The organism is Variovorax sp. GW821-FHT09B01 (assembly GCF_059418345.1).
The window spans coordinates 955,652-969,092 of record NZ_JBWKPQ010000001.1 but is presented as its reverse complement, the minus strand read 5'-3'; the positions used below and the strand labels follow the sequence as shown (position 1 = coordinate 969,092).

General features: G+C 71.4%; 14 protein-coding genes. 7 read left to right on the top strand and 7 right to left on the bottom strand.

The genetic code is table 11. The features are described from left to right. Positions 1–3: 3 nt before the first annotated feature. Genes AC07RV_RS04205 through AC07RV_RS04175 form a run of 7 tightly spaced genes read right to left on the bottom strand, consistent with a single transcriptional unit; the run spans position 4 to position 6,238 of the window. The gene (locus tag AC07RV_RS04205) at positions 4–984 is read right to left on the bottom strand and encodes an NADPH:quinone oxidoreductase family protein (protein WP_296784890.1); all 981 of its coding nucleotides are present in this window, start codon (positions 982–984) and stop codon (positions 4–6) included. After that, positions 981–2,222 carry a CaiB/BaiF CoA transferase family protein gene (locus AC07RV_RS04200; RefSeq protein WP_296784888.1) on the bottom strand — a complete coding sequence of 414 codons (1,242 nt, stop codon included), beginning with the start codon at positions 2,220–2,222 and terminating at the stop codon, positions 981–983. The genes AC07RV_RS04205 and AC07RV_RS04200 overlap by 4 nt, the downstream gene beginning before the upstream one ends. Before the next feature lie 11 nt (positions 2,223–2,233). Then, entirely contained in the window at positions 2,234–3,094 is an 861-nt protein-coding gene (locus AC07RV_RS04195) for a MaoC/PaaZ C-terminal domain-containing protein (RefSeq protein ID WP_296784887.1), read from the bottom strand. Between the two features lie 7 nt (positions 3,095–3,101). Next, positions 3,102–4,262 (bottom strand): thiolase family protein, encoded by a 1,161-nt coding sequence (locus AC07RV_RS04190; protein ID WP_296784885.1) that lies wholly within the window; start codon positions 4,260–4,262, stop codon positions 3,102–3,104. Continuing rightward, entirely contained in the window at positions 4,259–4,648 is a 390-nt protein-coding gene (locus AC07RV_RS04185; protein WP_296784884.1) for a Zn-ribbon domain-containing OB-fold protein, read from the bottom strand. The genes AC07RV_RS04190 and AC07RV_RS04185 overlap by 4 nt, the downstream gene beginning before the upstream one ends. A gap of 4 nt (positions 4,649–4,652) precedes the next feature. Further along, positions 4,653–5,417: a crotonase/enoyl-CoA hydratase family protein gene (locus tag AC07RV_RS04180; RefSeq protein ID WP_296784882.1), complete on the bottom strand. Its 765-nt coding sequence runs from the start codon at positions 5,415–5,417 to the stop codon at positions 4,653–4,655. Between the two features lie 53 nt (positions 5,418–5,470). Then, a complete protein-coding gene (locus AC07RV_RS04175) occupies positions 5,471–6,238 on the bottom strand; it encodes an SDR family NAD(P)-dependent oxidoreductase (protein ID WP_296784880.1) in 768 nt (255 codons plus the stop codon). 235 nt (positions 6,239–6,473) lie between these two features. Between AC07RV_RS04175 and AC07RV_RS04170 the strand changes: the two genes are divergently transcribed. From AC07RV_RS04170 to AC07RV_RS04140, 7 genes are read left to right on the top strand one after another with little or no spacing between them, the layout of a single operon-like run. Next, positions 6,474–7,640, top strand: coding sequence for an ABC transporter substrate-binding protein (locus AC07RV_RS04170; protein ID WP_296784877.1), 1,167 nt, complete (start codon positions 6,474–6,476; stop codon positions 7,638–7,640). A 44-nt stretch (positions 7,641–7,684) separates the two neighbouring features. Then, the gene (locus tag AC07RV_RS04165) at positions 7,685–8,830 is read left to right on the top strand and encodes an ABC transporter substrate-binding protein (protein ID WP_093352392.1); all 1,146 of its coding nucleotides are present in this window, start codon (positions 7,685–7,687) and stop codon (positions 8,828–8,830) included. Positions 8,831–8,837: 7 nt separating this feature from the next. Next, positions 8,838–9,650 carry an ABC transporter ATP-binding protein gene (locus AC07RV_RS04160; RefSeq protein ID WP_296784872.1) on the top strand — a complete coding sequence of 271 codons (813 nt, stop codon included), beginning with the start codon at positions 8,838–8,840 and terminating at the stop codon, positions 9,648–9,650. Further along, entirely contained in the window at positions 9,647–10,393 is a 747-nt protein-coding gene (locus AC07RV_RS04155; RefSeq protein ID WP_093352389.1) for an ABC transporter ATP-binding protein, read from the top strand. Before AC07RV_RS04160 ends, AC07RV_RS04155 begins: the two co-directional genes overlap by 4 nt. After that, positions 10,390–11,262 (top strand): branched-chain amino acid ABC transporter permease, encoded by an 873-nt coding sequence (locus AC07RV_RS04150; protein WP_093352387.1) that lies wholly within the window; start codon positions 10,390–10,392, stop codon positions 11,260–11,262. Before AC07RV_RS04155 ends, AC07RV_RS04150 begins: the two co-directional genes overlap by 4 nt. After that, positions 11,262–12,266 (top strand): branched-chain amino acid ABC transporter permease, encoded by a 1,005-nt coding sequence (locus AC07RV_RS04145; RefSeq protein WP_296784869.1) that lies wholly within the window; start codon positions 11,262–11,264, stop codon positions 12,264–12,266. The genes AC07RV_RS04150 and AC07RV_RS04145 overlap by 1 nt, the downstream gene beginning before the upstream one ends. After that, positions 12,263–13,426, top strand: a complete 1,164-nt coding sequence (locus AC07RV_RS04140; protein WP_209539686.1) for an acyl-CoA dehydrogenase family protein — start codon at positions 12,263–12,265, stop codon at positions 13,424–13,426. Before AC07RV_RS04145 ends, AC07RV_RS04140 begins: the two co-directional genes overlap by 4 nt. Positions 13,427–13,441 lie beyond the last annotated feature (15 nt).

Genomic DNA, 13,441 nt, shown 5'->3' with positions numbered 1-13,441 from the left:
GCCTCAGTCCTCCGTGGTCAGCACGACCTTGCCGTGCACGCGGCGCTGCACCAGGTCGTCGAGCGCATCGGCCGCGCGCTCGAGCGGATAGCGCGCCGAGACATGCGGCCGCAGCCGCCCGTCGCCGACCCATTGCATCAGCTCGCGCAGGTTGGCGGCATTGCGCTCGGGCTCGTTGCGCGTGAAGGCGCCCCAGAACACGCCGAGCACCGCGCAGCCCTTGAGCAGCGGCAGGTTCAGCGGCAGGCTCGGGATGCGGCCGGCCGCGAAGCCCACCACCAGGAAGCGGCCGCGCCAGGCCATGCCGCGCAGCGCGGGCTCGCTGTAGTCGCCGCCGACCGGGTCGTAGACCACGTCGACGCCGCGGCCGCCGGTCAGGGCCTTGATGCGTTCGCGCAGGTCCTCGGCGGCGTAGTCGATCAGCTCGTCGGCGCCATGGTCGCGGCACACGGCGAGCTTGGCCAGGCTCGAGGCCGCCGCGATCACGCGCGCGCCCATGGCCTTGCCGAGCTCTACCGCCGCCAGGCCCACGCCGCCCGCGGCACCGAGCACCAGCAGCGTCTCGCCGGGCTGCAGCACGGCGCGGTCCTTCAGCGCATGGTGCGAGGTGCCGTAGGTGAGGGTGAAAGCCGCGGCGGTCGCGAAGTCCATGCCATCGGGCATCGGCAGCGTGCGCGCGGCCTCGGCCACCACCTCCTCGGCATAGCCGCCCCAGGTGGTGGCCGCGATCACGCGGTCGCCGGGCTTGAACTGCGTGACGCCTTCGCCCACCGCCTTGACGATGCCGGCGACCTCGCCGCCGGGCGAGAACGGCAGCTCGGGCTTGAACTGGTATTGGCCCTGGATGATCAGCGTGTCGGGAAAGTTGACGCCGCAGGCCTTGACCGAGACCACCAGCCGGCCCGGGCCTGCCACGGGCGAGGGCACCTCCTCCACCACCAGCGAGGAGGGCGGCCCGAACTGCTTGCAGAGCACCGCCCTCATGGCCGTTCTCCCTGCGCGATCGCGCCTTCGGCACCCAGCTCGGCGAGCTCGGCGTCGCCGACCGCGAGCAGCTCGCGCAGCACCTCGTGCGTGTGCTGGCCCAGCAGCGGCGGCGGCCGCTTGTATTCGACCGGCGTGGCCGAGAAGTTCAACGGGTTGGCCACCACCGACAGCGAGCCCGACAGCGGATGGTCGATCTCGCGCACCATCTCGCGATGCCGGATCTGCGGATCGTCGAACACCTGGCGGAAGTCGTTGATCGGGCCGCTGGGCACGTTGGCCTCGCGCAGCAGCGGCAGCCAGTGGGCGAGCGGCTGCCGGCGCAGGATGTCGGCGATCGCCGGCACCAGCGCCTCGCGGTTCGCCACGCGCTCGGGCGTGGTCGCGAAGCGCGGGTCGGCCGGCCATTCGGGATGGCCGAGCACGCGCGCGAGCGAGACGAACTGCGAGTCGTTGCCCACGGCGATCATCATCGGCCCGTCGGCGCAGGCAAAGTCCTGGTAGGGGCAGGTCAGCTGCGAGCGGATGCCCACGCGCTGCGGCAACTGGCCGGCCACCAGGTAGCTCATCGCCATCGAGGAGGTGGCGGCCACCTGCGCGTCGAGCAGCGCGAGGTCGATGTACTGGCCCACGCCGCTGACCGTGTCGCGGTGGTGCAGCGCGGCCAGGATGCCGATGGTGGCGTAGAAGCCCGCGGTGGTGTCCGACACCGGGTAGCCCGCGCGCTGCGGTCCCGCGCCGGGCTCGCCGTCGGGGATGCCGGTCAGGCTCATCACGCCGCTCATCGACTGGAAGATCAGGTCGTAGCCCGGCATCGCGCTGTAGGGGCCCGACTGGCCGAAGCCGCTGATCGAGCAATACACCAGCTTGGGATTGACGCGCGCCAGCGAGGCGTGGTCGAGCCCGTAGCGCGCGAGGTCGCCGGCCTTGAAGTTCTCGACCACCACGTCGGCGCAGGCCGCGAGCCGGCGGATCAGCCGCTGGCCCGAGGGCTTGGCCATGTCGATGGCGATCGAGCGCTTGCCGCGGTTGAGCGCGAGGAAGGTCGAGCGCTCCTGCGTCTCGCCGCCCGCGCGGTCCTTGAGGCGCGCGCCCTGCTGGCGCACGTCGTCGCCGATGCCGGGGCGCTCGACCTTGATCACGTCGGCGCCGAAGTCGGCCAGCATCTGTGTGGCCCAGGGGCCCGAGAGCACGCGGCTCAGGTCGAGCACGCGGATTTTCGAAAGCAGTCCACTCATCGGGTGTGTCCTCAGGCGGTTTCGAGATGGCCGTTGTCGATGACCACGGCGCCGCGTGCGGGCACGCTGGCGCGGAAGGCGGCGCGGGTCGGTCCCTCGCGCCAGAGTTCGAGCCGCACCGTCTCGCCGGGGAGCACGGGCGAGGAGAAGCGCCCGCCCATCTCGCGCAGCGCGGCGGGATCGCCGTCGCACCAGCGCTTGACGATGCCGTGGCCGGCCACGCCGAAGGTCGCGAGGCCGTGCAGGATCGGGCGCGCGAAGCCGGCCTCGCGCGCGATCGCCGGCACCGCATGCAGCGGGTTGTAGTCGCCGCACAGCCGGTAGATCAGCGCCGACTGCGGCGAGGTCGGCAGCTCGATCGCGGCATCGGGCTCGCGCGCCGGAATGGCGTGCGGCGCGGGTTGCGCGCGGCGCTCGCCGCCGAAGCCGCCGTCGCCGCGGCAGAACACCGTCTGGCGCACGGTGGCCAGCAGCTCGCCGCTGTGCATGTCGGCGATCTCGCGCTCGACGAAGATCAGCGCGCCGCGGCCCTCGCCCTTGTCGATCAGGTCGACGATGCGGCTGGTGCCGCGCACCGAGGCCTTGGCCGGCAGTGGCCGGTGGATGCGCGTGGAATGCTCGCCGTGCACCGTGCGCACCCAGTCCAGGCCCAGCGGCAGGTCGCGCATCCAGAAGCCGGGGTAGCCCATCACGTTGGCCATGGTGGGCTGCACCTTCAGCCGGGTCTCGTCGACGAAGGCCAGGTCGGCCTCGTCCATCGGGTCCAGGCCCACGCCGATGCCCAGCGCGTAGACGATGCATTGCTGCCAGTCGTAGTGCTGCTCGATCTGCGGGATCTGGGCCGCCAGCAGCCGTTCGGGGTCGATGGTCATGCGGTCCTCACAAGGTGGCGGCCGTGCCGAGGATGGCGGTGGCCTGGCTCGACAGCACGCCGCCGTTGGCGTGCGCGAGCGAAATCTCGACGCCCTCGACCTGCCGCGCGCCGGCGCTGCCGCGCAGTTGCTCGACCGACTCGATCACGGTGAACAGGCCGTACATGCCCGGGTGGTTGCACGACAGGCCGCCGCCGTTGGTGTTGACCGGCAGCCGCCCGCCCGGCGAGATGGCGCCCGAGGACACCATCGCGCCGGCCTCGCCCTTGGCGCAGAAGCCCAGGTCCTCGAGGAACAGCAGCGTGTTGATGGTGAAGGCGTCGTAGACCATCAGGTGGTCGATGTCCTTCGGGCCGACGCCGGCCATCGCATAGGCGCGCTGGCCCGACTCGACCGCGCAGGTGGTCGTGAGGTCGGGCATGGCAGAGATCTGGCGGTGGCTCACGGCCACGCCGGTGCCCAGCACGTAGGCCGCGGGCCGCGGCATGTCGCGCGCGCGCTCGGCGCGCGTCAGCACCAGCGCCGCGCCGCCGTCGGTCACCAGGCAACTGTCGGCCTTGGTCAGCGGGTCGCTGATCATGCGCGAGGCCAGCACGTCGGCGCGGCTCAGCGGATCGCGCGCGAAGGCATCGGGATTGAGCCGCGCCCAGTCGCGCGCGGCCACCGCCACGTCGGCCAGCTGCTCGCGCGTGGTGCCGTACTCGTGCATGTGGCGCGCCGCGGCCAGCGCATAGCTCGACAGCGGATAGCGCGGGCGGAACGGCGATTCGTAGGGCTGTGGATCGGGCATCGAGGCCAGCTTGCCGCCGGCCGTGAGCTGGTTGGAGCCATAGCAGATCAGCGCGACCTCGCACAGGCCGAGCTCGAGCGCCATCAGCGCCGACTGCAGGTGGAACAGGAAGGAGGCGCCGCCGACCATGGTGCCGTCGGCATGCCGGGGTTTGATGCCCAGGCGCTCCGCGACGTTGAGCACCGGCAGGCCCGAGGTCGACATGGCGCAGAACAGGCCGTCGACCTGCGACATGCGCAGGCCGCAGTCCTCGAGCGCGAGCACGGCCGCTTCCTGCAGCTGGTCGAAGGGCGTGCGGCCGGGCGCGTTCCAGCGCCGCGTGTTGCCGATGCCGACGATGGCGCCGCGGCCGCGCAGGGAATGTGTCGCGCGGCTCATGGCACGTCTCCGTCGGCCGGCGCGAAGACCACGAAGGGCTCCTCGCCGGCCACGATGCGCGCCCGCACGCGCTGGCCGATGCGCACCGCGTCGGGCGCGACGTCCTCCACGCGGCTCATCATGCGCGCGCCGCCCTCGAGGTCGACCAGCGCCACGTTGTAGTCGCCCGCGCGGTCGCGCACCGTGGTCAGCGAATACACGCTGCCCCGTCCCGGCGAGGCGCGCCATTGCAGCCGCGGGCCGCCGCAGGCGCGGCACACCAGCGCGGGCGGAAAGCGCACGGCGGCGCAGTCCTCGCAGTGCTGCAGCATCAGCCGGCCTTCCTGCAGCGCCTGCAGGTACTGCGCATCGGGGCCGGGGCCGTCGAATCGGGTGTCGGTGGCCATGGCGTCACTTGCCCTGCCACACGGGCTTGCGCTTCTCGGCGAAGGCGGCCGAGCCCTCGCGCGCATCGGCCGAGCTGAACACGTGCTCGGTCAGCGCGGCCTGGCGTTCCCACAGCTCGGCGGCGGGCCAGTCCTGCGACTCGACCACCACGCGCTTGCTCGCGGCCACCGACAGCGGGCCGTTGGCCGCGATGGTTTGCGCCAGCCGGCGTGCCTCGGCCAGTGCCTCGCCGGGCGCGGCGAGCCGGTTGACCAGGCCGTAGTGGTAGGCGCGCGCGGCCGGGAACATGTCGCCGGTGAGCGCGAGCTCGAGCGCGATGCGGTAGGGCAGCTGGCGCGGCAGCCGCACCAGGCCGCCGGCCGTCGCGGCCAGGCCGCGCTTGACCTCGGGCACGCCGAACTGGGCGTTCTCGGCCGCCACCACCATGTCGCAGGCCAGCACCAGCTCGAAGCCGCCGGCCAGCGCATAGCCCTCGACCGCGGCGATCAGCGGCTTCACCGGCGGCTTCGCGGTCAGGCCACCGAAGCCGCGGCCCTCGATGCTCGGGCGCTCGCCGCGCAGGAAGCCCTTGAGGTCCATGCCGGCGCAGAAGGTGCCGCCGGCACCGGTGAGGATGCCGATGCGCAGGTCGTCGCGCCGGTCGAGCTCGTCGAGCGCGGCCGCGATGCCGTGCGCCACCGCGAGCGTGGCCGCGTTGCGCGCCTGCGGGCGGTTGATGGTGATGGTCAGGATGCCGTCGCTGCTGTCGACGAGGACTTCTTCGGTCATGGGTGCTTCCTCTGGGAGAGAAGGGAGAAGGGTGAACGGGGAGGGCGGGCGATTCAGCGCGGCGCCATGCGCAGCGCGCCGTCGAGCCGGATGGTTTCGCCGTTGAGCATCGGGTTGCTCACGATGTGCAGCGCGAGCTGCGCGTATTCGTCGGGCGTGCCCAGCCGCGAGGGATGCGGCACCGAGGCGCCGAGCGAGAGGCGCGCCGCTTCCGAGACGCGCGCGAGCATCGGCGTGTCGAAGATGCCGGGCGCGATGGTGCACACGCGGATCGCCTTGCTCGCGAGGTCGCGCGCCGCCACGATGGTCAGGCCCACCACGCCGGCCTTCGACGAGGCATAGCCGATCTGCCCGATCTGGCCCTCGTAGGCCGCCACCGAGGCGGTCAGCACGCAGACGCCGCGCTCGCCCTCGGCCGTGTGCTCGTTGCGCGCCATGCGCGTGGCTGCCAGCCGCAGCGTGTTGAAGGTGCCGACCAGGTTGATGCGCACGATGTTCTCGTAGGTCTCGAGCGAACCCGGGCTGCCGTCCTTGTCGACCAGCCGCACCGGGCCGCCGCGGCCCGCGCAGTGCACCAGCACGTGCAGCGGACCGAAGGACTCGGCCACGTCGCAGGCCGCGTTCATGTCGACCTCGCTGGTGACGTCGGCGGGTGCGAAGCGGACCCGTTCGCCGAGGCTCTTCGCGATGGCCTCGCCCTGCGAGGAGGGCAGGTCGGCGATCACCACGCTGGCGCCCGCCGCGTGCAGCCGATGGACCGTGGCGAGGCCCAGGCCCGATGCGCCGCCGGTGACGAGCGCGCTGATTCCTTCTGTGTTCATGAGTGCTTGCCTTGTGCAGTTGGGAAGATGCGTCGGTTCATGATACATACCGATGAGTATCGTTGCAACGAGACCGCGATGGATTCGCGTGGCATGCCACCTGTCCCATAGGGTATTCGCCTAGGGTTCTTTCATCGCGATGGCGTTGACCCGATTAAATACTCAATGGTATGTTCGCTCCGCGGCACGATGCGTGCCGCCTGGCCCGAGGTCGCGCACCGCGCAAGGAGACGAGATGGATCCGACACGACGCATGTTTTCGATGGCCGCGATCGCCGCGGCGGCACTGGCTTCGGGGGCGGGCGCGATGGCGCAGTCGCCCGCGCCGATCAAGGTCGGCGTGATCCTTCCGCTGTCGGGCGGCGCGGGGCCGCAGGGCCAGCACGTGACCGAGGCGATCCAGGCCATGGCCGCGCTCATCAACGAGGCCGGCGGCGTGCTCGGGCGGCCCATCGAGATCCTGGTGCGCGACGACGAATCGACGCCGGCGGTCGGCGTGTCGCGCGCCAACGAGCTGATCGGGCAGGGCGTGGCCGTGATCATCGAAGGCTGGAACAGCCCGGTGGCGCTGGCGATGCAGCCGGTGATCGCGCGCGCCGGCGTGCTCGACATCACGACCTTCGCGAGCGCCGATGCCGTGCTCTCGGGCGAGGGCAACCCGCTCGCGATCCGGCTCAATGCCTCCAACTCGCAGGGCGGCGCCGCGGTCGCGCAGGCCATCGCCACCGGCTTCAAGGGCCGGCGCATCGCCTTCCTGACCGAGAACGACGCCTACGGCATCGGCACGCAGCAGGCGATCGAGGCCGGGCTCAAGGCGTTGAACCACGACTACCAGAAGGTGGCCGAGGAGAAGTTCCCGTTCACGCAGTCGGACTTCCGCATCGCGCTGACCAGCATCCGTGCCGCCAACCCCGACGTGACCGTCGCGATCAATGCCAACGAGGGCCTGGGCATGCCCGCGATCCTGCGCCAGTTCAAGCAGGGCCGCGTGCCGGGCCAACTGCTCGCGGCGCTGGGCACGGTGGCGCCCAGCGTGATCTCGGTGGCGGGCGAGGCCGCCAACGGCGTGGCCGGCGTGGACATCTACTTTCCCGACGTCGAGCCCTTCGCCTCCGATCCCGTCAACAAGCGCTTCGTCGCGCGCTCGCAGGCGATGTTCAAGCGCACGCCCGACAAGTTCATGGCGGTGGGCGCGGCCGCGCTGCAGTTCTGGGCCATGGCGGCGAACGAACTCAAGACGCTGGAGCGCGAGCCGCTGGCGCGCCGCATCCGCGGCGGCAGCTTCAAGGGCACGGTGTTCGGCGACGTGAGCTTCGCGCCCAACGGGCAGCTGCAGCTGCCCACCCATGCCTTCACGGTCAGCAACGGCGCGATCGTCGTGCAGAAGCCGGCCGGCAGATAGACGACGAAGAGCCTTTCCCTTCCATAACGAGCTGGAGACACACCATGAAGCTGATTCGGAACCTGATGACGGCGGCGGGCCTGGGCCTTGCGCTGTTCGGCCTTGCCCAGGCGCAGACGCCGCCGACCGTCAAGGTCGGCACCATCTTCCCGCTGTCGGGCGGCGCGGGCCCGCAGGGGCAGCACGTGACGCAGGCGATCCAGGCGATGGCGGCCGTCATCAACGAGAGCGGCGGCGTGCTGGGCCGGCGCATCGAGATCGTCTCGCGCGACGACGAGTCGACGCCGGCCGTGGGCGTCTCGCGCGCCACCGAGCTCGTGAGCTCGGGCGTCGCGGTGATCATCGAGGGCTGGAACAGCCCGGTCACGCTCGCGATGCAGCCGGTGATCGCGCGCGCCGGCGTGCTCGACATCACGGCGGTCTCGAAGGCCGACCCGATCCTCTCGGGCGAAGGCAATCCGCTGGCGGTGCGGCTCAACAGCTCGAACTCGCAGGACGGCGCGGTGATCGCGAACTACATCGCGAAGGTGGTGAAGGCCAAGCGCGTCGCTTTCCTGACCGAGAACGACGCCTACGGCAACGGCGCGCAGGAATCGATCGAGGGCGAACTCAAGAAGCTCGGCTACGCCTACGAGAAGGTGGCCGAGGAGAAATTCCCGTTCGCGCAGGCTGACTTCCGCGTGGCGCTGACCAACGTGCGCGCCGCCAACCCCGACATCACGGTGGCGATCAACGCCAACGAGGGCCTGGGCATGCCCGCGATCATCCGCCAGGCCAGGCAGTCGCGGCTGCCGGGCGCGCTGGTGGCCGCGGTGGGCACGGTCGCGCCCAGCGTGATCGACGTGGCCGGCGATGCCGCGCACGGGCTGGTCAGCGCCGACATCTACTTCCCGGCCGTGGAGCCTTTCGTCTCGAACCCCGCCAACCAGCGCTTCGTGGCGAAGACGCAGGAGCTCTTCAAGTACACGCCCGACAAGTTCATGGCGCTGGGCGCCACCTCGCTGCAGGTATGGGCGATGGCCGCCAACGAGCTCAAGACGCTGGACCGCGAGGCGATCGCCAGGCGCATCCGCGGCGGCAGCTTCAAGGGCACGGTGATGGGCGACCTGACTTTCGAGCCCAACGGCCAGCTGCTGTCGCACCACTACCTGTTCAAGGTGGACGGCCGCAAGATCGTGGTGCAGCAGTGAGCCGGGCATGCACAGCGACGCGATGAACCCGACCAACGCCAGCGCCACTGCCACCACCCCGCCCGCGCTGCGCGTGGAAGGCCTGGGCGTGCGCTACGGCGCGCTGGTCGCGCTCGACGGCGTGGGCTGGGAGGTGGCGCCCGGCGAGCTGCTGGGCATCATCGGCCCGAACGGCGCCGGCAAGAGCTCCTGCTACGACGCCGTGACCGCGATGGTGCGGCGCGGCGGCCGCGTGAGCCTGCACGGGCGCGACGTGACGGCGGTGCCGCCCTATGGCCTCGCGGGCCTTGGCCTGAAGCGCGCGTTCCAGCAGAACGCCTTCTTCGACGACCTCAGCGTGCTCGGCAACTTCGTCGCCGTGCTCGGCGCGCAGGCGCACTCGGGCCTGTGGTCGAGCGTGCTCAACCCGGTCGGCGCCGCGCGCCGGCGCGGCGAGGCCGAGGACTTCGCGGCGCGCCAGCTGGTGCGCTTCGGCATCCCGGCGCTCTATCACGCGATGAGCCCGAAGGAGATTCCCTACGGCGTGCAGCGCATGCTGTCGATCGCGCTGGCCTACGGCGCGGGCGCCAGCGTGCTGCTGCTCGACGAGCCGGCCGCGGGCCTGGGCGGCGAGGACATGGCGGCGCTGGTCGCGCTGCTGTCCGCGCTCAAGCGCGAGGGCGTGGCGCTGGTGGTGATCGAGCACCACATGGAACTGATCATGGCCGTGGCCGACCGCATCTGCGTGCTCGACCTGGGCCGCCAACTCGCCTACGGCACGCCGGCCGAGATCCAGCGGGATCCGCGCGTGCGCGAGGCCTACCTGGGGAAGGCGCAATGAGCCGCACGGATCAGGACACGGTGCTCGAGGTGCGCGGCCTCGCGGTCTCCTACGCGGGCAACCGCGCGGTGGCGCTCGATGCGCTGCGCGTGGGCCGCGGCGAGATCCTCGGCGTGATCGGCGCCAACGGGGCCGGCAAGTCGACGCTGGTGAACGCGCTCGCGGGCTGGTCGCGCGGCGATCCGCGCGTGGCCGGCGAGGTGGTGCTGAACGGCGAGCGCATCGATGCCTGGCCCACGCACGACCGCGTGCGCGCCGGCCTGCTGCTGGTGCCCGAGGGACGGCTGGTGTTCTCGCGCATGAGCGTGGAGGAGAACCTCTCCACCGCCTTCGCGCCGCTGGCCGCGCCCGGGCGCAAGGTCTACACGCGCGACGAGATCTACGGCCTGTTCCCGCGCCTGCACGAGCGCCGCGGCCACCTGGGCGCGCAGCTCTCGGGCGGCGAGCGCCAGATGCTGGGCATCGGGCGCGCGCTGATGATGGGCCCGCGCCTGCTGCTGCTCGACGAGCCCTCGATCGGCCTGGCGCCGATGCTGGTCTCGCAGGTGCTGCAGACCATGCGAACGCTGGCCCGCTCGGGCCTTTCCATCCTGCTGGTCGAACAGAACGTGCGCGCCGCCATGGAGGTGGTCGACCGCCTCGTGCTGCTGGAGCGCGGCCGCGTGGTCCTCGAAGGACCGGCGGCCGAGTTCGGCAACGACCCGCGCATCGCGCAAGCCTACCTCGGAGCCCACGCGGCATGAACCTGTTGCAACAACTCATCAACGGCATCGTGCTCGGCCATGCCTACGCGCTGGTCGCGATCGGCTGGACCGTGCTGCTGGGCGTGGCGCGCCTGGTGAACTTCGGCCACGGCCAGATGTACATGCTCGGCGCTTTCGTGAGCTGGTGGGCCGTGACGCGCGCCGGCGTGCCCTACGCGCTGGCGCTGCCGATCGCCATGGCGGTGGGCGCGGCCTTCGGCGTGGCGATGCAGCGCGTGATGCTGCGCGCCACCTTCGAGCAGAACCTGGTCTCGATCATGATCATGACGCTGGGCTTCGGCTACGTGTTGCAGGGCGCGGCGGCGCTGATCTTCGGCTCCACCGGCCAGATCCTCGAGACCGCGCTGTCGCAGCGCGAGATCGACATCGGCGATCTCTGGCTGACCTGGCAGGACGCGGCCATCGTGCTGGCCGCGATCGCGGTCTTCATCGGCCTGAAGTGGACGCTCGACGGCACCCGCACCGGGCGGCTGGTGCGCATGGTGGCGGAAGACCCGAAGCTGGCGCAGCTCGCCGGCGTCAACGTGCGGCGCGTCTACTACGGCGTGTTCGCATTCGAGGGCGCGGCGGTCGCGTTCGCGGCCGGCATGGTCGCGCCGCGCACGCCGATCCTCACCTCGATGGGCTTCGAGGAGGTCATCATGACCTTCGTGGTGGTGGTGCTCGGCGGCATCGGCAGCGTGGCGGGCAGCTACGTGGCGGGCGTGGCGCTGGGCATCTTCACGGCGCTGTTCGGCGCGCTGGTCTCGCCGGCCTACACCACGGCCGCGGCCTTCCTGGTGCTGATCGCGGTGCTGGTGCTGCGGCCCGGCGGCCTGGGCGCCGGCGCGCGCGGGGGAGTGCACTGATGGCCCGCCTGCGTCCGCAGCGCGCCGCGCTGCCCATCGTCGCCGTGCTGGTGCTGTTCGCGCCGGGCTGGCTCGGCGGCGGCGCCTCGGTCTACAGCGCGGCCGTGCTGATCGCGATCCTGGCCGTGCTGTCCTATGGCCTCGACGTGATCGTCTCCGACCTCGGCGAGGTCAGCCTCGGCCACACCGTGTTCTTCGCGGTCGGGGCCTACACCACGGCGCTGCTGTCCACGCGCGCCGGTGCGGGTTCCTGGGCCACGCTCGGCGCCTCGATCGCGCTGGCGCTGGTGTTCGCCGCGGCCATCGGGCTGGTGACGCTGCGGCTGCGCGAGTTCGTGTTCTCGCTCGTCACCTACGCGATGGCGGTGGTGGCGATGACGCTGGCGGCCAACTGGGCCTTCCTCGGCGGCTCCGACGGCGTGCGCGGGCTGCCGATGCTCGACCTCTCGATCGGGCCGCTGACGCTGACCGCGCGCAACGACAAGGAGCTCTGGCCCTATGCCTTCGCGCTGCTGGTGGTGGTGATCTACCTGGTCGACCGCTTCCGCCATTCGCAGCTCGGCGCGGCGGCCATCATGACCCACCTGAACCCGCGGCTCGCGACCATCGGCGGCATCGACCCGGCGCGCGTGCGGCTGCAGGTGTTCCTGTTCTCGGCGCCGATCAGCGCGCTGGCCGGCTGGCTCTACGCCTACCAGCGTGCCTACGTCAGTGCCGACATCCTGGAGAACTACTTCCTGATCCTGATGCTGACGGCCGTGGTGCTGGTCGGGCGCCGGCAGCTGCTGGGCCCGCTGCTGGCGACGGCGCTGGTGCTGGTGCAGGAGAAGTTCTTCTCGCTCGGCGGCTACGTCGACAAGATCGTGCTGGGCAGCGTGCTGGTGCTGATCCTGGCTTTCTTCCCGCAGGGGCTGATGGGCCTGGCGCGTCCGCTGGGCCGCCTGTTCCGCGCGCGCGCCGCCCCGGCCACACCTTCTTTGACCACCCTGGAGACTCCCAAGTGACCGTGATCTGGACCCCATCGCTCGACGACGCCGCCACCCGCTGGCAACAACTGGCCGACCGCCTCGGGCGCGAACGCTTCGCGCCGCTGGCGCCCGAGCTCGACCGCGACCAGCGCTATCCCTGGGAGACCATCGAGGCGCTGGTGGCGCACCGCTTCACCGGCCTGTTCCTGCCCACGCAGTGGGGCGGCGAGGGCCAGAGCCTGACCGCCACCGTGGCCGCGGTCGAGACGCTGGGCATGCATTGCGCGTCGACCGCCGCGATCATGTGCGCCTACCAGCTCGGCGCCTTCCCGATCCTGCTGGCCGGCACCGACGCGCAGAAGGACTTCTACCTGCGCGAGATGACGCAGGGCCGCGCCACCAGCTTCGCGCTGTCGGAGCGCGTGGCGGGCTCGGATGCCGCGGCCATCGAGGCCACGGCGGTGCGCGAGGGCGAGGGCTGGCGCCTGCGCGGCGAGAAGTACTGGATCGGTAACGGCGGCGCCTCGCGCTACTACGTGGTGTTCGCCAAGACCGACCCGGCCGCGGGCGGGCGCGGCATCTCGGCCTTCATGGTCGACAAGGAGAAGCCCGGCGCGGTGGTCGACGAGCTGTCCGACAAGATGGGCATCCGCGGCACCCAGACCTCGAACCTGCGCGTCGACGTGGTGGTGCCCGACAGCGCGCGCATCGGCGAGCTCAACCGCGCGCTGCGGCTGGCGCTGCAGACGCTCAACGTGGGCCGCATCATGGTGTCGGCGCAGTCGATGGGGCTGGCGCTCGCGGCCTTCCGCGAGGCCTCGCAGCGCGCCGTCGAGCGCCGCACCTTCGGCCAGCCGATCGGCGAGAACCAGGGCATCGGCTTCAAGCTGGCCGACATGGCGACCGAGATCTCGGCCGCCCGCATGATGCTGTACGAGGCCGCGCGCGCCTACGACGCCGGCGCCGACGTCTCGAACCTCGGCGCCATGGCCAAGCTCTTCACTTCCGAGGTGGCCCACCGGGCGGCGGACAATGCGGTCCAGATCTGGGGCGGCATGGGCTACTGCAAGCCGACGGTCGCGGAACGGCTGTACCGCGACCAGCGCATCCTCGAGATCTACGAGGGATCGTCCGAAATCCAGCGGCTGGTGTTGTCACGCGCCGTGCGCAAGGAGGCGGAAGATCGGGTGAAGTGAATCACGAAAGAGAAG

What these genes read in the sequence shown, in the direction of transcription:
- AC07RV_RS04195 (WP_296784887.1), bottom strand. Translation starts at nt 3,094, where the DNA reads ATGACCATCGACCCCGAACGGCTGCTGGCGGCCCAGATCCCGCAGATC.
- AC07RV_RS04185 (WP_296784884.1), bottom strand. Translation starts at nt 4,648, where the DNA reads ATGGCCACCGACACCCGATTCGACGGCCCCGGCCCCGATGCGCAGTAC.
- AC07RV_RS04165 (WP_093352392.1), top strand. Translation starts at nt 7,685, where the DNA reads ATGAAGCTGATTCGGAACCTGATGACGGCGGCGGGCCTGGGCCTTGCG.
- AC07RV_RS04190 (WP_296784885.1), bottom strand. Translation starts at nt 4,262, where the DNA reads ATGAGCCGCGCGACACATTCCCTGCGCGGCCGCGGCGCCATCGTCGGC.
- AC07RV_RS04145 (WP_296784869.1), top strand. Translation starts at nt 11,262, where the DNA reads ATGGCCCGCCTGCGTCCGCAGCGCGCCGCGCTGCCCATCGTCGCCGTG.
- AC07RV_RS04155 (WP_093352389.1), top strand. Translation starts at nt 9,647, where the DNA reads ATGAGCCGCACGGATCAGGACACGGTGCTCGAGGTGCGCGGCCTCGCG.
- AC07RV_RS04205 (WP_296784890.1), bottom strand. Translation starts at nt 984, where the DNA reads ATGAGGGCGGTGCTCTGCAAGCAGTTCGGGCCGCCCTCCTCGCTGGTG.
- AC07RV_RS04175 (WP_296784880.1), bottom strand. Translation starts at nt 6,238, where the DNA reads ATGAACACAGAAGGAATCAGCGCGCTCGTCACCGGCGGCGCATCGGGC.
- AC07RV_RS04200 (WP_296784888.1), bottom strand. Translation starts at nt 2,222, where the DNA reads ATGAGTGGACTGCTTTCGAAAATCCGCGTGCTCGACCTGAGCCGCGTG.
- AC07RV_RS04180 (WP_296784882.1), bottom strand. Translation starts at nt 5,417, where the DNA reads ATGACCGAAGAAGTCCTCGTCGACAGCAGCGACGGCATCCTGACCATC.
- AC07RV_RS04170 (WP_296784877.1), top strand. Translation starts at nt 6,474, where the DNA reads ATGGATCCGACACGACGCATGTTTTCGATGGCCGCGATCGCCGCGGCG.
- AC07RV_RS04160 (WP_296784872.1), top strand. Translation starts at nt 8,838, where the DNA reads ATGCACAGCGACGCGATGAACCCGACCAACGCCAGCGCCACTGCCACC.
- AC07RV_RS04150 (WP_093352387.1), top strand. Translation starts at nt 10,390, where the DNA reads ATGAACCTGTTGCAACAACTCATCAACGGCATCGTGCTCGGCCATGCC.